At 61.6% G+C, this 17,337-nt stretch carries 19 protein-coding genes and 1 pseudogene; 13 read left to right on the forward strand and 7 right to left on the reverse strand.

The window, feature by feature from the left end; all coding sequences use genetic code 11:
- Positions 1 to 81: 81 nt before the first annotated feature.
- From SJ05684_RS22030 to SJ05684_RS22050, 5 genes are all read left to right on the forward strand, one after another.
- Positions 82 to 837 carry an SDR family oxidoreductase gene (locus SJ05684_RS22030; protein ID WP_034859102.1) on the forward strand — a complete coding sequence of 252 codons (756 nt, stop codon included), beginning with the start codon at positions 82 to 84 and terminating at the stop codon, positions 835 to 837.
- 13 nt (positions 838 to 850) lie between these two features.
- Complete coding sequence (locus SJ05684_RS22035) at positions 851 to 1,342, forward strand: gluconokinase (RefSeq protein ID WP_034859100.1); 492 nt, start codon at positions 851 to 853, stop codon at positions 1,340 to 1,342.
- Positions 1,339 to 2,223, forward strand: coding sequence for an NAD(P)-dependent oxidoreductase (locus SJ05684_RS22040; RefSeq protein WP_034859098.1), 885 nt, complete (start codon positions 1,339 to 1,341; stop codon positions 2,221 to 2,223). Before SJ05684_RS22035 ends, SJ05684_RS22040 begins: the two co-directional genes overlap by 4 nt.
- Entirely contained in the window at positions 2,220 to 2,552 is a 333-nt protein-coding gene (locus SJ05684_RS22045) for a hypothetical protein (RefSeq protein WP_034859096.1), read from the forward strand. The genes SJ05684_RS22040 and SJ05684_RS22045 overlap by 4 nt, the downstream gene beginning before the upstream one ends.
- Positions 2,553 to 2,669: 117 nt before the next feature.
- Entirely contained in the window at positions 2,670 to 3,686 is a 1,017-nt protein-coding gene (locus tag SJ05684_RS22050; protein WP_034859094.1) for a LacI family DNA-binding transcriptional regulator, read from the forward strand.
- Positions 3,687 to 3,791: 105 nt separating this feature from the next.
- Here the strand turns inward: SJ05684_RS22050 and SJ05684_RS22055 are convergent, their stop codons facing one another.
- The 3 genes from SJ05684_RS22055 to SJ05684_RS22065 are packed head-to-tail and all read right to left on the reverse strand — an operon-like array spanning position 3,792 to position 6,551.
- Entirely contained in the window at positions 3,792 to 4,769 is a 978-nt protein-coding gene (locus SJ05684_RS22055; RefSeq protein ID WP_034859092.1) for a TRAP transporter substrate-binding protein, read from the reverse strand.
- Between the two features lie 16 nt (positions 4,770 to 4,785).
- Complete coding sequence (locus SJ05684_RS22060; RefSeq protein WP_034859091.1) at positions 4,786 to 6,066, reverse strand: TRAP transporter large permease subunit; 1,281 nt, start codon at positions 6,064 to 6,066, stop codon at positions 4,786 to 4,788.
- Positions 6,063 to 6,551 (reverse strand): TRAP transporter small permease, encoded by a 489-nt coding sequence (locus tag SJ05684_RS22065; protein WP_034859154.1) that lies wholly within the window; start codon positions 6,549 to 6,551, stop codon positions 6,063 to 6,065. Before SJ05684_RS22065 ends, SJ05684_RS22060 begins: the two co-directional genes overlap by 4 nt.
- A gap of 143 nt (positions 6,552 to 6,694) precedes the next feature.
- Between SJ05684_RS22065 and SJ05684_RS22070 the strand changes: the two genes are divergently transcribed.
- Entirely contained in the window at positions 6,695 to 7,741 is a 1,047-nt protein-coding gene (locus tag SJ05684_RS22070) for a LacI family DNA-binding transcriptional regulator (RefSeq protein ID WP_034859089.1), read from the forward strand.
- A 121-nt stretch (positions 7,742 to 7,862) separates the two neighbouring features.
- Here SJ05684_RS22070 and SJ05684_RS22075 read toward each other — a convergent pair whose 3' ends face one another.
- The 4 genes from SJ05684_RS22075 to SJ05684_RS22090 form a co-directional block, all read right to left on the reverse strand.
- Positions 7,863 to 8,963, reverse strand: coding sequence for an ABC transporter substrate-binding protein (locus SJ05684_RS22075; protein WP_034859086.1), 1,101 nt, complete (start codon positions 8,961 to 8,963; stop codon positions 7,863 to 7,865).
- Positions 8,964 to 9,010: 47 nt separating this feature from the next.
- The gene (locus SJ05684_RS22080) at positions 9,011 to 10,060 is read right to left on the reverse strand and encodes an ABC transporter permease (RefSeq protein ID WP_034859083.1); all 1,050 of its coding nucleotides are present in this window, start codon (positions 10,058 to 10,060) and stop codon (positions 9,011 to 9,013) included.
- Positions 10,061 to 10,077: 17 nt separating this feature from the next.
- Positions 10,078 to 11,574: a sugar ABC transporter ATP-binding protein gene (locus SJ05684_RS22085; RefSeq protein WP_034859080.1), complete on the reverse strand. Its 1,497-nt coding sequence runs from the start codon at positions 11,572 to 11,574 to the stop codon at positions 10,078 to 10,080.
- A 370-nt stretch (positions 11,575 to 11,944) separates the two neighbouring features.
- A complete protein-coding gene (locus SJ05684_RS22090) occupies positions 11,945 to 12,238 on the reverse strand; it encodes a hypothetical protein (protein WP_034859078.1) in 294 nt (97 codons plus the stop codon).
- Between the two features lie 321 nt (positions 12,239 to 12,559).
- Here SJ05684_RS22090 and SJ05684_RS22095 point away from each other — a divergent pair, with 321 nt between their 5' ends.
- The 7 genes and pseudogenes from SJ05684_RS22095 to SJ05684_RS22125 all read left to right on the forward strand — a co-directional run bounded on the left by SJ05684_RS22095 (position 12,560) and on the right by SJ05684_RS22125 (position 17,326).
- Positions 12,560 to 13,291, forward strand: a complete 732-nt coding sequence (locus SJ05684_RS22095) for a Crp/Fnr family transcriptional regulator (RefSeq protein WP_034859151.1) — start codon at positions 12,560 to 12,562, stop codon at positions 13,289 to 13,291.
- 321 nt (positions 13,292 to 13,612) lie between these two features.
- On the forward strand, positions 13,613 to 14,380 hold the full coding sequence (locus SJ05684_RS22100) for a response regulator transcription factor (protein ID WP_034859076.1): 768 nt from the start codon (positions 13,613 to 13,615) through the stop codon (positions 14,378 to 14,380).
- A gap of 166 nt (positions 14,381 to 14,546) precedes the next feature.
- Positions 14,547 to 14,871 (forward strand): annotated as a pseudogene (locus SJ05684_RS30530) (AGE family epimerase/isomerase); the annotation flags it as partial.
- Between the two features lie 524 nt (positions 14,872 to 15,395).
- Complete coding sequence (locus tag SJ05684_RS22110) at positions 15,396 to 15,839, forward strand: Na+/H+ antiporter subunit E (RefSeq protein WP_157212034.1); 444 nt, start codon at positions 15,396 to 15,398, stop codon at positions 15,837 to 15,839.
- A complete protein-coding gene (locus tag SJ05684_RS22115; protein WP_034859074.1) occupies positions 15,832 to 16,113 on the forward strand; it encodes an MrpF/PhaF family protein in 282 nt (93 codons plus the stop codon). Before SJ05684_RS22110 ends, SJ05684_RS22115 begins: the two co-directional genes overlap by 8 nt.
- Positions 16,110 to 16,409 carry a monovalent cation/H(+) antiporter subunit G gene (gene mnhG, locus SJ05684_RS22120; RefSeq protein ID WP_034859067.1) on the forward strand — a complete coding sequence of 100 codons (300 nt, stop codon included), beginning with the start codon at positions 16,110 to 16,112 and terminating at the stop codon, positions 16,407 to 16,409. Before SJ05684_RS22115 ends, mnhG begins: the two co-directional genes overlap by 4 nt.
- Entirely contained in the window at positions 16,406 to 17,326 is a 921-nt protein-coding gene (locus tag SJ05684_RS22125; RefSeq protein ID WP_034859065.1) for a hydrogenase subunit MbhD domain-containing protein, read from the forward strand. Before mnhG ends, SJ05684_RS22125 begins: the two co-directional genes overlap by 4 nt.
- The last annotated feature ends 11 nt before the right edge of the window (positions 17,327 to 17,337 follow it).

Here is a 17,337-nt window from a genome sequence, read left to right on the forward strand (position 1 = left end):
TTTCTCCATCCCTTGACATTGAATGTTATCGATAACATAAACAGATCATCCGAGCTTGTCGAGATGAATGCGGGAGGAAAAATGAGCGTCGAACTATTTCAATTGAAAGGGCGCCGGGCGCTCGTCACCGGCTCCTCGCAAGGTATAGGCTTCGCGCTCGCCCAGGGGCTTGCCGATGCCGGAGCCGAAGTCATCCTCAATGGGCGCGATGAGACCAAGCTTGCTGCTGCAGCGAAGCGGATCCCCGGCGCGCGCCGGCTTGCCTTCGACGCCACCGACCATGAGGCGGTGCGCGCAGCCGTCGACCGCTTTGAGGCCGAGGTCGGTGCGATCGACATTTTGGTCAACAATGCCGGCATGCAGCACCGGACGCCGCTCGAGGATTTTCCCGCAGACGCCTTCGAGAAGTTGCTGCGCGCCAACATCTCGACGGTCTTTAACACCGGCCAGGCGGTCGCGCGGCACATGATCAAGCGCGGAGCCGGCAAGATCATCAACATTGCTAGCGTGCAGACGGCGCTGGCCCGTCCCGGAATTGCGCCCTATACGGCAACCAAGGGGGCTGTCGGCAATCTGACCAAGGGCATGGCGACGGATTGGGCGAAGTACGGGCTGCAATGCAATGCGATCGCGCCCGGCTATTTCGACACGCCACTCAATGCGGCCCTCGTCGCCGATCCTGCCTTCTCGGCCTGGCTGGAAAAGCGTACACCGGCCGGTCGCTGGGGCAAGGTGGAGGAACTGGTCGGCGCCTGTATCTTCCTTGCCTCTAATGCATCCTCTTTCGTGAACGGACATGTGCTCTATGTCGATGGTGGTATCACAGCTTCGCTCTGACCTCCCGCAGCGTATGGTGCTGATGGGGGTCGCCGGTTGCGGCAAGTCCTCTGTCGGAGCCGCACTCGCCAGGCGCATCGGTGCCGTCTATGTCGATGGCGACGATCTGCACCCCACGGCAAACATCGCCAAGATGAGCCGGGGCATTCCCTTGAGCGACGAGGACCGCTGGCCCTGGCTGACACGCGTCGGCGAGGCGCTTTCGGCCGGTCCCGGTCCGACGATCATTGGCTGTTCCGCTCTGAAGCGCGCCTATCGTGACCACATTACGAGCGTGGTGGGCGCAACGGTGACCTTCATCCATCTCGTCGGCTCGGTCGAAGTTATCGAAAAGCGAATGAAGGCCCGGGAGGGTCATTTCATGCCGCCGGCGCTGCTTGCGAGCCAGTTCGCGACGCTTGAGCCGCCGGGATCAGACGAGAATGCGATCAGCGTCGACATCGACCAGCCGCTCGAGGCGGTGGTCGAAAGCATCGCCAACCAGCTTGGAGGAACGGGAAGATGAACAGAGTCGCCTTGATCGGCGCCGGCGCCATGGGCGGCGCCATCGGCACGCGTCTTGTGGAAACCGGGAACGAATTGACGGTCTTCGATCTCGACCACGAAAAGGTTCGGCAATTGGTGGATAAGGGCGCCGTCGCGGTGGCGAGCGCGGCGGAGGCGGCTTCCCGCTCCGACTATGTGATCCTCAGCCTGAATTCGGCGAAAATCGTCAATGCTGCGGTTTTCGGGCCGGGCGGCATAGCGGAGGGAGCCAAGCCCGGAACGCTGGTCATCGACATGTCGTCCATTGACCCGGAATCGACGAAGGCGATGGCCTCAGAAGCGGCCAACGTGCGCCTGCGCTGGGTCGACAGCCCTCTTTCCGGCGGCGCCCCCAAGGCGCTGATCGGTGAATTGACGCTGATGGCGGGCGGCAGCGAGCAGGATGTGGCGGATGCCCATCAGGTGCTGAAGCATGTCGCCTCGAATTACACTCATATGGGTCCGTCAGGTGCCGGCCAGACGACCAAGCTGATCAACCAGGTTCTTTGCGGGCTCAATTTCCTTGCGGTGGCCGAGGCCACCCAACTGGCGCTCGACGCTGGCGTCGACGCGGCCAAGATCCCCCGGGCGCTGAAGGGCGGGCGTGCCGACAGCGCAATCCTGCAGGAATACATGCCGCGGTTCGTCGCCAGGGATTACCGCCGTACCGGGCGCATCGACAACATGGTCAAGGACCTGAACGGCGCCCAGGATCTCGCACGCCGCACCAATACGACCATGCCGCTGACGGCAGTCTGCGCCGAAGTTCACAGGATGCTGACCGCTGCCGGCCTCGGCGGCGAGGATCAGGCCGCGTTGATGGAATATTTCAAGGGACCCAACAAGGAGAAGTTCGGATGATCACACGTTATGCGCTGTTCGAGGGAAAGCTGAAGGAAGGTGAGACGGAGGCCTTCCGCGCGGCCGTGCTGGAAAACATCGTGCCCAAATGGAAGGCCTTCCCCGGCGCGCTCGACGTGCGCGTCACCTTTGCCGATGCCCGTGACGAGGGGGCCCCGGAGATCCCGATGATCCTGGCGATTAATTATCCCGACCTCGATTCCGTCGAGAAGGCGCTGGCAAGCCCGGCCCGCGCCGCGGCAAAAGCAGCTACGGAGGAAGTGCTGGCGCGCTTCTTCGAAGGCCGAATTCATCACCACATCACGCAGGCAAACGAATTCCGCCTTTGATCGAATTGCGGCGACGGGATCGAAACCGTCGCCGCCACCTCTCTTTGGCAAAGAAGAGGCTTGCATTCCGTCCTCAATGTGGGTGTACTTGCACTGGTAACGATAACATGGGCGAGCATGCACAATTTCCGCAAACCCCCGACGATGGCGGATGTCGCGCGCCGGACCGGCGTTTCGCCGATGACCGTTTCCCGCGCTTTCAAGCGTGACGCCTCCGTCAGTCAGGAGACCCGTGAGGCGATTCTGCGCGCTGCAGAGGAACTCGGCTATGTCTTCGACAGCACCGCGTCCAATCTGCGCTCGCAACGAACCGATTTCGTCGCGGTGACGATCCCGTCGATCAACAATGCCAATTTCGCCGACACGGTCCGGACGCTCTCCGATGGCGTATCCGAGCGTGGCCTGCAAATCCTGCTCGGCTATACCAATTACGATGTCCAGGAGGAGGAGCGGCTCATCGAGCAGCTCTTGCGGCGCAAGCCCGAAGCGATCGTCGTCACGGGCGGAAAACACACGCCGCGCACGCGCAAGCTCCTGTCGAATGCCGGAATTCCGGTGATCGAGACCTGGGACCTGCCGGAAGAACCGATCGGCCACGTCGTCGGCTTTTCCAATGCTCAAGCCGTGCGCGAGATGGTCGACCACTTCGTCGCCGTCGGTTACCGCAACATTGCCTTCATCGGCGGCGACGCCTCTCGGGACACACGCGGCGCCGACCGACGGGCGGGCTTCATCGCGGCGATGAAAGACCATGGCCTGGAGGCCGCCCGCCTCATAGCCGCCGGGCCGCCGCCGATCTCGATGCGGGAGGGCGCCGACGCGATGGGTCAGCTCCTCGAGCGCTTTCCCGATACGGATGCGGTGATCTGCGTTTCCGATCTTTCGGCCTTCGGGGCGCTCACCGAATGCCAGCGGCGCGGAATTGCCGTGCCGGAAAAAATCGCCATCGGTGGATTTGGCGACTATGAGATCGGTGCCATCTGCGTACCAAGTCTGACGACGATCAATGCCTTCGCGGGCGAGATCGGAGCAAAAACGGCAGAACTGATCCTCGATGTGCTCGACGGCAAGCTGGCCGAAGCGGGCCGGGTGACCATCCGCCCCGATCTGATCCTCCGGCAGACCAGCCTCTGACATCGCGCCAGAGCGGCGACCGGTACCGCCCCCGCAATTCATGTGGAAGACTCGCTGCAAGGGACAAACCGGGGCAGACGCAGAAACTCCGCCCCGGATCTTGCATCACTTCGAGGCGGCGACGATCGCGTTGACGAGGCTGTCGCCGTTCTCGTCGATGAAGCCTTCCCAGACCGGCTTGACGGCAGCCTGGAAGGCGGCGGCGTCGACATCGCGGTTGACGCTCATGCCTTCGGATTCCAGTTGTGCAATCATCTCCTCCTCCTTGGCGAGGCTCAAATCGCGCTGCTTGGCGACGGCCTCGGCCGCGACCTCCGTGATGATCTTCTGCTCCGCATCGCTCAGGTCCTTGAGCTTGTCGCTGTTCATCACCATGGCGAGCGCCGAATAGGCGTGCTGGGTGAGCGACAGGTACTTCTGCACCTCGTTGAACTTGAACGAGACGACAATGCCGATCGGATGGTCCTGGGCGTCGACGACGCCGGTCTCGAGCGCGGTATAGAGTTCCGCTACGGGAAGCTGCTGCGGGTTTGCTCCAACAAGCGCGAACATGTCATTGAGTGCCTTGGAGTTATTCACCCGCATCTGCAGGCCGTTGAGATCTTCCGGCGTGCGAACTGGCCCGCGATTGTTGGTGATGTTGCGGTAGCCGTTCTCGGGAAACCCGAGCAGTTTAAGGCCGACGGGATCGAACTTGGCGGCAACTCCCTGTCCGATTTCGCCGTCGAGGACCTTGTAGGCGACATCACGGGAGGGAAACATGAAGGGCAGCTCGAAAGCGCCGGCTTCGGGGATGAGGCCGGTGAAGTTGTTAAGTCCCGAGATCGCGACGTCGATAATGCCGGAGCGGGCGCCGTCGATCATCTGGGCGTCGTTTCCGAGCTGGCCATGGGGGAAGATGTTCACCGTGATGGAGCCGCCCGAGCGGGCCTCGACCTGCTCTTTGAAATAGATCGACATGGTCTGCTGAAGGTCTGTCTCCGGCGCCGCATGGGCAAGCTTCAGCACGGTTTCCGCCAAGGCGGGCACGGCCGATAGCGTCAGAGCCGCCGCAAGCCCCATTGTTTTCATCAGTATGTTCATGGCTATTCCTCCCTGGTTAGCCTGCAAAGAAACGCATGGGCACGGTGATCAAGGCCGGGAAGGCGATGAACAGTGCCAGAAGCACGAGATAGGCGATGATGAAGGGTATGGTTCCGCTCACGACGGCGCTCATCGGCTTTTTCCCCACGCCGCAGACGACGTTCAGCACGGTACCGACCGGCGGTGTGATCAGGCCGATCGATGTGTTGATGACGAACATCAGCCCGAAATAGACCGGGTCGATACCGGCGAGCTTGACGATCGGCATGAAGAGCGGCACCAGGATCAGGATCGTCGGGCTCAGATCCATGACCATGCCGACGAAGAGCACGATGATCATGATCACCGCCATGAGCAGGCGCGGATGGTCTACGAGCGGCCCGAGCAGTTCCGCCAGTTGCTGCGGCAGTTGTGCCACCGTGATCAGCCAGGCCGCGACCATCGCCGCGCCGACGAGAAACATTACCATCGCCGTCGAACGTGCGCTGCTGACGAGGATGTCGAAGAAGCTGCGCAGGCTGAGTTCGCGATAGATGAGCGCGGATACGACGATCGCGTAGACGGCCGCGACCACGGCCGCCTCGGTCGGGGTGAAGATGCCGAAGCGGATGCCGCCGATGATGATGATCGGAAGCAGGAGCGCCCAGATCCCTTCGCGCAGCGCCTGAAGCCGCTCGCTTGCGCTTGCCCTAGGCGTGGTCTCCACCGTCTCGTTCCGCATCATCATGGACCAGACCAGCATCAGGGCTGCGCCCATCATCAGCCCCGGCGCGATGCCGCCGAGGAAGAGCTTTGCGATCGAGATATTGCCCGCGACACCGATGATGATCAGCGGCAAAGAAGGCGGAATGACCGGCGCGATAATCCCGCCGGCGGCGAGAAGTCCCAGCGAACGTGCGCCCGGATAGCCGGATTTCTGCATCATCGGATAGAGGATGGAAACGAGCGCGGCTGCGTCCGCGACCGCTGAGCCGGAGAGGCCCGCGAGCAGGACGGAGGTGACGATCGCCACATAGCCGAGCCCCCCTTGCCGATGGCCGACAAGCGTCATCGCCAGTTTCACGATCCGGGTCGAGAGGCCGCCTTGCGACATCACTTCACCGGCGACGAGGAAGAACGGTACGGCGAGCAGCGGAAAACTGTCGACGCCGTTGATCAGCGACTGCGCCAAAACATCGGCGCTGAAGAGATCGAGGTGCAGCATCAGCACCATCGCCGCCAGTAACAGCGCGAAGGCGACCGGCAGACCGGCAAGTATGCTGATGATGAGAACGGAAAGGAACAGTGCCAGCGTCATCGCCCCTCTCCAATCGTGTTCGTCTTTGTTTCAACCGGATGGATCAGACGCGCGATCGCGATGGCGGCCATAAGCGCACCCGCTATAGCGCCGGGCAGATACATCAATCCCGTCGGCAGTCCGGTGAGCGGCGAAATGTTATGCCAGTTGGCGAGCGTCTGGCGCGCGGCACCCCAGAGAAGCATCACGACCGCAACGAGGATCACCAACCAGCAAAGCCGCTGCAGCACCGGCACGGCGCGCGGGAAGAAGGCTGCTGAAAATTCCGTTACCGCCAGGTGTTCGCCACGCCGCAGCGCCACGGCTGCGCCGAACATCACCACCCAGACGAACCCGAGCCGAGACAACTCGACGGAACTGCGAATTCCTGACGAAAATCCATATCTCAGTACGACATTGGCAAAGACCAGGGCGATCATGGCGGCAAGCAGCGTCGCCATGATGGCATCGATCCACGCCCATAGGATCGACACGAGTCGTCCCATCGACATTCCTCCCGAATGAACATTCTCCCTGCGGAACCCGTCACTGCGGTTGCATATGGCAAGGGTTACCGCTAACCTCCGACAAATGTTATCGATAACAATGATGGCCGTCAAGCGGCGATCTGAAGGAACCGGAGGAGCGGGTGGAGGAGAAAAGTCGAAGACTCGTGACGCTGCGCGACGTGGCTCTACGAGCGGGCGTCAGCACGATGACCGCGTCCAAGGTGATGCGCGGCGCCGGGAGCATTTCGGAAAAGACGCGACAAAAGGTCCGGCAGGCCGCCGACGAGCTCAGCTATTTGCCCAACAGCCTTGCCGGCTCACTCAGCTCCCGCAAGAGCCGCATGGTCGCAGTCATCATTCCCTCGATCGCCGATGTCGTCTTTTCCGAGGTGCTGAGCGGGGTGAATTCCGTCTTGCGGCCTCGCGGCTTTCAAACCTTTATCGGGGAGTCGCTTTTTGATCCGGAGATCGAGACGGATCTTCTGCGGGAAATGCTTTCGTTTCGCCCGGCCGGCCTTCTCCTCAATGGCGGCATGACGCGCAGCCCGGATGCGGAAAGCCTCCTTGCACGGCGGAACTGCCCCGCAATCCGCCTGTGGGACAGCGACCATGCGGCACACGACTTCAGTGCCGGGCTCTCTCACGAGGAGGCGGGGAGGCTGGTTGCAGGGCATTTTCTAGAACGGAACCTGCAGCGCATCGCCTATGTTGGTGCGGAGCTTGGCCGTGACCTGTGCGCACGCCGTCGTTGCCTGGCGCTTCACTCAGCCCTTCGCGCCAGAGGAATCGATCTAGTCCGTGTGACCTGCGATTCCATGCCTCGGCAGGCCGAGACGGGCCGCGTCCTGACCGAAAAGCTGATGGAAACGCATCCGCAGACTGAGGCCATCCATTTCCTGAACGATGCCATGGCGCTCGGCGGCCTGTCCTATCTGCACGAGGCAGGCATTCACGTACCGGAAAGAGTATCCGTGGTCGGGTTCAACGGGACATCGATTGCAAATGCGGTGCGCACTCGGCTTACGACCATCGACGTGCCGCGAATGGAAATCGGGTCGGTGGCCGCCCGGGCGCTTTTGCAGATGCTGGCAGGCGAGCACGTGGAAGGGCAATGGCAGGCGCCCCTGCGCATGGTCCAGGGCAACACGACCTCTGCAGCACGGCGCGAGTTATCAGACGCGAAATGATTGCTGCAGGACCTTTGATTACTGCAAGTCTTTGTCTCTAGGTCGAGGTCGATTCAGGAAGATGTTGTAGACGGAACGAGAAAAGAGGGGCGCCATTTGCGGCGCCCCAGCTTGCGGGAGATCACATCTTGCCCCAGATCTTCTTGTATTCGTCGCGGTAGCCGTTATCCGGATCGAATGTGTTTTTCGGCCCGCCGTCGAATTCGACATTGTCGCCCGTCACCACGTGCAGCGGTGAGAGATAGCCGGACCATTTCTCTCCGGCGAGGGCGCGGTTCAATTCGTCGACAAGCTGCCAGCCCTGCAGGTTCAACGGCTCGGCAACGGTCACCTTCTGGAATTGACCGGCGCGAATGCGCTGATAGGCGGACTCGGAGCCGTCGCCGGCGGCGACATTGATCGGCGCATCCGTGCCGCTCTTGCCGGCAGCCGCCAGGGACGGGCCCATGAAGTCGAAATAGAGATCGTTGATCGCCAGCGAGTGCGTCCACTGGTCGCCGTATTTCTGCAGGAGCGAGGTCGTCAGTTGCGGCATGCGCTGCGATGTTTCCGCAATCGGAGTATCGACATATTCGAGTACCGTGCCGCCAAGCGCCTCGATCTCCGCTTTCATCTTGTCGGCCTTGGCGATTGCGATCGCATAGGTCGAATCCGTGAAGATGACGACGCCCGGTTTGCCCTGCGCATCGACATAGGCCCAATTCGCCGCCGCCTTCGACACCTCCATCGCATCGGTGCTGATATTGGCGTAGAGGCCGTTCTTCTCATCCGGCCCGATCACCGGGCCCGCATGCCATGCGACGAGCGGAATGCCGGCGGCTTTCGCCTGTTCGAGCGCCGGAGCCTGTTCGACGGCGTCGAAGCCGTTGATGATGATGCCGTCCGGCTTCAGGGCCATGGCCTGGCCGAAGGCCGCGGTGCGGCCGCCGATCGAGCCGGCGCCGTCGAGCACCTTGACCTGCCAACCAATGGCGGCCGCCGCTTCTTCCACGCCTGTGGTGACGCCGAGAATGCCGCCGTTCTTCAGGTCGCCGGCAAGCACCACGATGGTCTTACCCTCCTGGGCTTTCGGGCCCGATGTCGGCCCATCCCAGGCACTGACCTTGCCCGCATATTTTTCGACCAGCCCCTTGGCGTCGGCCATCGGATCGGCGAGGGCAATATTGGCCACCAGCAAGGCCATTGCCGCGACCGTTCCCGTTATGAAAGTCCTGCGATTCATTCCCCTTCCTCCCTTGGGTTGCTTGATGCAGATCTTGATTTTCAAGTTCACTCGTTTGCGGCGGCCGGCACCGGCCCTCGCGCGACCGTTCCGCGCTTGCGCTGCGCGTAACCGGCAATGCCGATGGCGACGAGCAGCGTCACCCCGTTGAAGAGCGGCTCTACGAAGAAGGAGCCGCCAAATTGCTGGATGCCGGAAATACCGACGGCCAGGATGATCACGCCGATCATCGTGCCCCAGACATTGACACGGCCCGGCTTGATGGTGGTCGAGCCGAGGAAGGCGCCGACCAGGGCCGGTAGCAGGTACTCGAGCCCGACACTCGCCTGACCGATCCGGAGCTTCGAGGCGAGCAGAATGCCGGCAAGTGCCGTCAAAGTTCCCGAGGAAACGAAGGCGCCGATGACGAAGCGGCGAACCGGAATGCCGTTGAGTGCCGCGGCCTTCGGATTGGCGCCGATTGCATAGACGTAGCGGCCGATCGGCAGATATTCGAGCACCAGCCAAAGCGCGACTGCGAGGAGCAGCACATAAAGACCGGTGATCGGCAGGCCGAGGACCATGGTTCCGTTCAGCGCATAGAAGCCGTCCGGCAGCACGCCGACGACTTGCCGCCCGCCGGTGTGCCAGAGCGCCAGTGCGTAAAGGATCGTACCTGTGCCAAGCGTGGCAATGAAGGAGTCGATCCGGGCCACTTCGACGAGCAGTCCATTCAAGAAGCCGGAAAGCGCACCGAGAGCCAGCACGATCGCCACGGCCACCGGCCAGGGCACGCCGACCATCGTCTGCAGGCTGATCGCTAGGATATGCCAAAGCACGATGCCGTAGCCGACGGTCAGGTCGATGCGTCCGGCAGCCATCGGGACCATGGCCGCGAGCGACAGCATGGCGATGATCGCCTTGTCGGAGATGATCGAGCGCAGATTGAGCACGGTCGGAAAGGTCTGCGGCAACAGGATTGAGAAGAGGATGATCAGGAAGAGCGTAAGGACTACGAGCCCATAGGCCGGCAGAAAGCGCAGAAGCTTCTGCAGCAGGCTCAGTCCCGCCAGTTCGCCTCGGGTCGGTTCAAGCGCGGTGGATTCGATCGACTGCATTTTTCTCTCCCGGAATTTTAAGCGGCCTCGGAGGCCGAAGCGGCGGCGATAACCGCCGAGGTCGTCAGGTCGGCGCCCCGCAATTCGCGCAGGATGCGTCCGCGTGAGAAGACGAGGGCGCGATGGCAGATATGGGCGATTTCTTCGAAATCCGTCGATACGACGATAACGGCGAGGCCGGCTTCGAGCGCGCGCGCGATCAGCCGGTAGATCTCCGCCTTTGCGCCGACGTCGACGCCGGCGGTTGGATCCTCTGCAATGAGCAGCCGTCGGCCGGTCGCAAGCCATCTCCCCACCACGACCTTCTGCTGGTTGCCGCCGGACAACGCCTCGATAGGCAGGCTTTGGTCGTTCGGCTTCAGTCCGACGCGCTCACCGATGGCGTAGGTCATCTCGGCTTCTCGGGAGGGGGAGAGGAAGGAAAGAAGCTTGCGGCCGGACGCCTGCGGATTGAGAAAAGTATTCTCCCGCAGCGACAGCGACATGGCGACCGATTCTTCGGTGCGGTCGCGGGCGATCAGCCCGACACCGGCGCGCATCGCCGCGACCGGGCTCGAAAGGTCTGGCTGCTGTCCGCCAATCGTGACGGTACCGGAAAAAGGTTCGCAGCCGAACAGGGCGCGGCCGACGAGTTCCTGACCGGCGCCGCGCAGGCCGACGAGGCCGAGCAATTCGCCCTCGAACACGTCGAAGGAGACGGGCCCGGCGCCCCCGCATGCTAGGTGGCGGATGCTGACGACCGCCTCGCCCGGCGTGCAATCCGCCTTCGCGAAAAGCTGGTCCGCCTTGCGTCCGACGATCATTTCGATGAGTTCGTCCGGCGTCGTATCACGGACCGGCTTCTGGCCAACGAGGCGGCCGTCGCGCAGGACAGCGACGCGGTCGGCGATTCTGAAGATCTCATCGAGACGATGTGAGACATAGATCATCGCTACGCCTCTCTGCTTCAGCGGCCGGATGGCTTCGAACAGCCGCTCCACCTCGTCGGCCGGAAGGCTTGCCGTCGGTTCGTCCAGCACCAGGACATCCGCCTCGACGGCCAAGGCTCGCGCAATCGCCACCAGGGATTTCTCCGTACGCGTCAGGTCGTGCACGCGGGTGGAGGGGTCGAAATCGCAGCCGACGAGGCGCAGGGCCTCGCGCGCCCGTTCCTCCGTCTGGCGCCAGTTGATCAGGCGCGAATTCATCGAGAAGCCCTGCGCCAGGCCGACATTCTCGGCAACCGTCATCCACTCGATCAGACCGAGATCCTGGTGAATGAATGCCACCGGCTGACGCCGGTTGGGCTTCGGCGGCTGATTGACATAGGGTTCGCCGCGAAAGCGGATCTCTCCGCCGTCGGGCCGGTAGATGCCGGCGAGCGTCTTGATCAGCGTCGATTTGCCAGCGCCATTTTCGCCGAGCAGGGCAAGGATTTCGCCGGCTCCAAGATCAAGCGACACCTCGGACAGAGCCCGCGTGCCGCCGAACGTCTTGGTGATGGAGCGAAACTCCAGAAGCTTGTCATCAACCATTGCGCTCCTCCCAAAGCTCGGCGTTGAGAGAGAGCTTATGTTATCGATAACATTCGGGTCAAGTGGGATTTGCATTCCGTGGTGGATGCGGTCATTGAAGCGCGAGCGGGTCGGCTCAGCGCACCAGCTTGAAAAACCGGACCCGCTCTTCGGGACGCTCAATTTGGAGCTTCAACGACTTACAACGTCCTTTGATGCTCTTTCGAGCGACGCATATACCAGGTCGGTCAAGTAGGGTCTTTACAATCGCTCTGCTTCGCGGGCGCGACCGTTTGAGAAAGCAGAGAGAGCCGAGAGTCCGGCATGCTCACCCGATGGACATTCGGCGCCGGCGGTGAGGCCGCTCCGCCGTTGAACATCGCTGGAGGGCTCAGGGTCTCGATCGTGCGTATTGTTCCAGAATGGACCCCACGATATCGCTTGCGACGGTGCAATTGCGCATTCCTTCCTGCCGACCCGCCTTCCGCAGGGTCGTCATAGCGTCTTTGAGCAGCCCCCTTATTTCCTTGGGTGAAAGCAGTTCGGACGCTTCCAGCTCGAGCAACAGCGATTCCGTGATGTGCAATGCGGCAAGTGCGATCGCTTTACGCTTGGCCTTAAGGACGTTGGGCCGGCGCCGCGCCGCGCATCCGTTTCTCGATTTTTTCTTGCCATCTTCAAGCATCACTGAGCTAAAGATAGCGCGCTCGCACTCGGCAGCGACGGCTGCTGACCCTCGAGCCGGCGAAAACGCTCCAAGTCCTCAGGCCCCAGCCTATTTCAGACGGCCTCAGAACTGCTTGAATCTAAGCCCAAAACGAGGCTGATAGGGCCGAGCGCCACGTAACGGCTGATTGGCTCGCGCCTTCTCTAAAACACTAGCCGATTTAACTGGAAACCCCCAAGGGGGCGCAGATACCGAATTTGCATTAGCTCCGATTGGCAATCTTACGTCGATCTCTACTCGATGTATCATGCAAGCTCCAAAGAAAGAGGTGCCTCGCAAATGACATTTGCGTCTCACGCATTTCCCAGGGTGAAGGAGGCCCCGGTCTTCCGAGTAGGACTCGACGATTGCGACAAGGCCCATCTGGGCTCTCTCGGTTTCGTTCTGAGACGCTATCCGTCGCATGCCGTCATCGCCCGCCAGGGGGACGAGCAGGATCGCATCTTCGTCATCCGTTCCGGTTGGGGCTGCATCTTCACCGAGCTGATGGATGGGGAGCGACAGATCCTGGATTTTCCGCTGAAGGGAGAGTTCGTAGCCTCTCGGGCCTTCGACGGCGAGGCCCCGGAATCATTCATAGCGCAAACCGAACTCATGGTGTTCGAGGCGCCCGCCAAGGCGTTGCTTGCGGGTCTCGCTCGCTCCCCGAATCTCGCTGCCGTCCTGCTTGGAGCAATCGCCCGTCAAAGGGCGATTCTGGTCCAGCACTTGACCAATCTTGGCCGGAGAAGCGCATTGATGCGGACGGCTCACCTGCTCCTCGAGTTGGGGACACGCCTTGAAAAGGCGAATTCTGCAAGGCAGCTTGGGTTCGAATGCCCTCTGACACAATACGACCTCGCCGATGCGCTCGGGCTGACCGCGATCCACGTCAACCGGATGCTGCGCGAACTGAGGGAGCGGGGCTATTTGGAATTTCGCCACGGTTCCGTTCATTTCGTGAACAGAGAGGGCCTCGAGCGCTTCGCAGGTTTCGATCCGGGGTATCTCCGGCTGCCTGGCGAATCCTGATTGAGAGTTCATTTCCTGAGCTAAGCCAACGTGATTATGTTGAAAAAAGCAATTAGTGGAAGATAATCATTCATAGTCATAACGTACTAATCCGTTTATTATGACGCCGTTTGACAAGGTTCATCGATTTTATTTTTAATGGCTATTAACATAGATTAATGATCTACGATCATTTAGGATCTATCGTTCAATTTGATATTCGTGAATGGCCGGCTTTCGAGCGACATTTGCAAAAAGTGTATTCTGGAACGGCGACGCGACCTCCCGTGAGTAGCGTCTCTTGGTTTTGTTTTTCACCCGCGTAATGTGGGGAGTTTTACCATGCATTCAGCGGCCCGATTTTACGAGAATTCCGCGCTTCACACCTTAAATGCTTCCGCGCCCGGCGATGCCGCCGATGAAACATGCGACAGGCCGGGAACGGATGCGGCGCTGCTGCTCCTGGACCACCGCACGCTCGATAGGGAATGCCTGGCCCAATGCCTCGTGTCATACGGCGTGGGCCTGGAGGTCCTGGCCTTCGGATCGACCGAAGAATGGCGGCGAGACGAGGATGTTCATCCGCCCATCGCCGCGGTCCTCGTGAACATAGGCGGCAGAAAGGTCACCGATCCAAATATCGCCGGCGAAATTGCCGGCCTGGTGATGGAATTTCGACCGACACCTGTCGTGGTCCTCGCCGACACCGACGAATTGTCTCAGATTCTCAAAGCACTGGAATGCGGAGCGAAGGGCTATATTCCAACCACGATCGGTTTCGACGTCTGCGTGGAAGCGGTCAAGCTGGCGCACGCCGGTGGGATCTTCGTGCCCGCGAGCAGCGTACTTGCCACCCACAAAGTCATTGATTCAGGCGGAACAGCACAACGACCCATGGCTGGGATGTTCACACAACGCCAGGAAGAGGTCATTCGGGAGCTCAGACGCGGCAAAGCCAACAAGATCATCGCCTATGAGCTGAACCTTCGCGAGAGCACAGTCAAGGTCCACATTCGGAATATCATGAAGAAGCTCAAGGCAACCAACCGGACCGAGGTGGCTTACAAGCTCAGCGAGATGTTCCCCGTCGAGAACGGGGCTCGAGATTAACCAGGACGCCGCAACCACGATCTTGCCAATCCTTCCCAACAGCCGACGGTCGCGAGGTGGTGCAGGTGAAATTTGTTCGTGTCGAACCGGAGCTGGGCGAGCCAGATGCTGAATCCATGCCCGACAGATTTGCCGTTGAGACCAGCGCGCTGATCAAGGCGAGCGGCCGCAGGCCGAGGCGGCAGAGGCCGCTGTTGCCCTCGATGGCACCGGCGGACCGGACCTCAAGCCGGAGATCGAGGCTCGTGTCGGCCACCTTTTTCCGCTGGCATACCGATCCGGCGCCGCTCCCGTATGTGGATCGACCGTATCGACTAGAAGGGCAGAGCCATCGCAACCGAAGTCCCAGCCTCCATCTTCTACACCTCGTTACCGCGCTCAAGACGGAAGAGGCGGCCACCGTCTGCCAATTGGCAGCGTCGTCTGATGGCGGCGCCACATCGGAGCCTTCCTTTACCAAGACAACGGCGAGACATTTTCGGACACGATAACAGCGGCCCGTGTGTACGCCCTCAGAGGAAAGACCGCACGCTGCTAAATGAAACGCGCAAGTGGCATCCGGAGCCATCGAGCGTCATTTGGCTCACGTCGAAGTCCGCCGATTTGCGCGGTGAGCATCGGAGCGAGCGCGCTCGAAGGATGCAGGTCTCGTCCGTTACGTGGACAGACTCAGGGCCTCAGCGCGTCGGCGATATCGCGCCGAGGTATCGGATTCACGTTCGATTTTATATGGCCGAGCAGGATCCTGGATCCTGCCCCGCTCGTAGGTTTCCAATTACCTTGCGGCTGAGCGAGGCCTTCGTGCGGAGCCATCGGCGAAAAGGGCACGCAAGCCGAGCCGCAACTTTCAAATGGACACTGATGCCGCCATTCAGGGCACCGCGCATTTCTCGGCCAAAATTCCGTCCTGACGCCGGTTGTTCGTGCATGAGGTGACAACGGAACTTCGCAATTCGAGAACGGTTTCTTGTGTATGGGCGCCATCTTGAATATCGTAACGCCAGCGAAGCGGTTCGTGAGTTTCCTCGTGTTCTGGATCGTGATCATGGGTGGGGACATCAACGCACTCGTTCCGGGCCTCTTTGCCGCAGGCGCCGCCGCGTGGCTGGGCGGTCGCCTGGCCCCGGCAAATGAACCATCGCTTGATCTTCTTGAAATCACTGCCTTGGCCCCCCGCTTCCTCCGGCGCTCGATGGCCGGCGGCCTCGATGTGGCCTGGCGCGCGTTCCACCCGAAACTTCCGCTCAACCCGGGCTGGGTCGTCTACCGGCCCCACCGCCTGCCACCGGGCGTCTCGCGCGTCGTTCTCGGCAGCGAGATCAGCCTGTTGCCGGGGACCCTGGTTGCGGGCTCCAAGGGAGATTCGCTTCTGATACACTGCCTCGACGTGCGCGCAGCAGTCGTGCGCCAGATCGTGCAGGAAGAGAGCGAAATTGCGGGAGCGGTGAGGAATGGATAGTTTCTTCCAGGGCGCGGCGCTCATCGTGCTGCTGAATGTTGCCGCAAGCGCCATTCGAATATTCATCGGGCCGAGCCGGGCCGATCGCATGATGGGCGCGCAACTGGTCGGAACCGGCGGCGTCGCGATCCTTATCCTGCTCTCGCTTGCAGGTGCCCGGCCGGCGGTGCTGGATGTCGCGTTGCTCCTCGCCCTGTTGGCCGCATTCGCCGCCGTTGCGTTCGTCAAGAGCGTCAGTCCCGGAGGCGCCGGAGACCCGGAGGAGGAGGCATGATTGCAGATGTCGCGTCGTGCCTGACGGTCTCTTTCGGGCTCTTCTTCTTTCTTGCAGGCACCGTCGGGCTGCTGCGATTTCCGGACGTCCATTCGCGCCTTCACGCCCTTACCAAGGCGGACAACCTCGGGCTCGGGTTCATCGTGATCGCCGCTGCATTCCAGGCGGCGGACGTCTGGACGGTCTTCAAGCTCCTTGCCGTCTGGCTTTTCACCGTTGCCGCTGCCGCTACTGCCGCGCAGCTCGTCGCTCGGGCCGCTCTTTCCGCATGCCAAACGGAAGAGCCGAACCGATGAATGTCAGCGCCGCTTTCGACATCGTCCTTTGCCTGCTCGTCCTCGCCGTGGCCGGGGGGGCAGTGCTCGCCAGGGATCTCTTCGCCGGCGTCGCGCTCTATATCGTTTTCGGCCTGTTGCTTACGGTGGGATGGGTCCGGCTCGAAGCCGTCGATGTCGCCCTGGTCGAGGCGGCGATCGGCGCCGGTTTGACAAGCGTCATCCTTCTCGGCGCGCTTCCTCATTCGCCCGCCCAATCTTCTTTCCCGCTGAAGATCCGGCCGCTCGCGCTTGTTTCGTGTCTTGCGGTTGGCGCCGGCCTCTGCTGGATCGTGATCGGCCTTGCGGAGCCGACCAGCGGACTACGTCCGGCCGTCGAGGCGCAACTCGCGCATTCCGGAGCATCAAACGCGGTCACGGCAGTGCTCCTCAATTTTCGTGGCTACGACACGCTCCTCGAGGTCGCGGTGCTGCTGTTGGCGCTCGTGGGAGTCTGGTCGTCTTCACGGGACGACAGGTGGGGCGGGAGGCCAGGCCCGCGCCAGCACGTCCGCCCAGGCGGCGTCCTCGCGAATTTCGGCCGCCTCATCCCGCCTTTTGGAATAGTCATCGGCATATATCTGGTCTGGGTCGGGACGACTGCCCCGGGCGGGGCCTTCCAGGCTGCAACGGTGCTCGCGGCGGTATGGTTGCTGGCGATGATGGCCGCAATCACGGATCCGCCGCGACTGGCGAGCGGTGCACTTCGTTGGCTGGTCGCGGCCGGGCCTTTGCTCTTCATCCTTGCGGGGCTCTTCGGGTTGATGGAGGGCGCCTTCCTCACCTATCAGCCGGGTACAGCGAAGATGATGATCGTCACGGTCGAACTTGCGCTCACAGTGTCCATCGCCGCAACGCTAGCGCTCCTTGTGCTTGGCCCCGCGAGGCACGGATCGTGACTTCCGCGCTC

Origin of the sequence: Sinorhizobium sojae CCBAU 05684 (assembly GCF_002288525.1) — a bacterium.
Classification (GTDB): domain Bacteria; phylum Pseudomonadota; class Alphaproteobacteria; order Rhizobiales; family Rhizobiaceae; genus Sinorhizobium; species Sinorhizobium sojae.

Excerpts from the sequence above, each read along its gene's own strand:
- SJ05684_RS22030 (WP_034859102.1), top strand. The coding sequence starts at position 82 with ATGAGCGTCGAACTATTTCAATTGAAAGGGCGCCGGGCGCTCGTCACC.
- SJ05684_RS22035 (WP_034859100.1), top strand. The coding sequence starts at position 851 with ATGGTGCTGATGGGGGTCGCCGGTTGCGGCAAGTCCTCTGTCGGAGCC.
- SJ05684_RS22040 (WP_034859098.1), top strand. The coding sequence starts at position 1,339 with ATGAACAGAGTCGCCTTGATCGGCGCCGGCGCCATGGGCGGCGCCATC.
- SJ05684_RS22045 (WP_034859096.1), top strand. The coding sequence starts at position 2,220 with ATGATCACACGTTATGCGCTGTTCGAGGGAAAGCTGAAGGAAGGTGAG.
- SJ05684_RS22050 (WP_034859094.1), top strand. The coding sequence starts at position 2,670 with ATGCACAATTTCCGCAAACCCCCGACGATGGCGGATGTCGCGCGCCGG.
- SJ05684_RS22055 (WP_034859092.1), bottom strand. The coding sequence starts at position 4,769 with ATGAACATACTGATGAAAACAATGGGGCTTGCGGCGGCTCTGACGCTA.
- SJ05684_RS22060 (WP_034859091.1), bottom strand. The coding sequence starts at position 6,066 with ATGACGCTGGCACTGTTCCTTTCCGTTCTCATCATCAGCATACTTGCC.
- SJ05684_RS22065 (WP_034859154.1), bottom strand. The coding sequence starts at position 6,551 with ATGGGACGACTCGTGTCGATCCTATGGGCGTGGATCGATGCCATCATG.
- SJ05684_RS22075 (WP_034859086.1), bottom strand. The coding sequence starts at position 8,963 with ATGAATCGCAGGACTTTCATAACGGGAACGGTCGCGGCAATGGCCTTG.
- SJ05684_RS22080 (WP_034859083.1), bottom strand. The coding sequence starts at position 10,060 with ATGCAGTCGATCGAATCCACCGCGCTTGAACCGACCCGAGGCGAACTG.
- SJ05684_RS22085 (WP_034859080.1), bottom strand. The coding sequence starts at position 11,574 with ATGGTTGATGACAAGCTTCTGGAGTTTCGCTCCATCACCAAGACGTTC.
- SJ05684_RS22090 (WP_034859078.1), bottom strand. The coding sequence starts at position 12,238 with ATGCTTGAAGATGGCAAGAAAAAATCGAGAAACGGATGCGCGGCGCGG.
- SJ05684_RS22095 (WP_034859151.1), top strand. The coding sequence starts at position 12,560 with ATGACATTTGCGTCTCACGCATTTCCCAGGGTGAAGGAGGCCCCGGTC.
- SJ05684_RS22100 (WP_034859076.1), top strand. The coding sequence starts at position 13,613 with ATGCATTCAGCGGCCCGATTTTACGAGAATTCCGCGCTTCACACCTTA.
- SJ05684_RS22115 (WP_034859074.1), top strand. The coding sequence starts at position 15,832 with ATGGATAGTTTCTTCCAGGGCGCGGCGCTCATCGTGCTGCTGAATGTT.
- mnhG (WP_034859067.1), top strand. The coding sequence starts at position 16,110 with ATGATTGCAGATGTCGCGTCGTGCCTGACGGTCTCTTTCGGGCTCTTC.
- SJ05684_RS22125 (WP_034859065.1), top strand. The coding sequence starts at position 16,406 with ATGAATGTCAGCGCCGCTTTCGACATCGTCCTTTGCCTGCTCGTCCTC.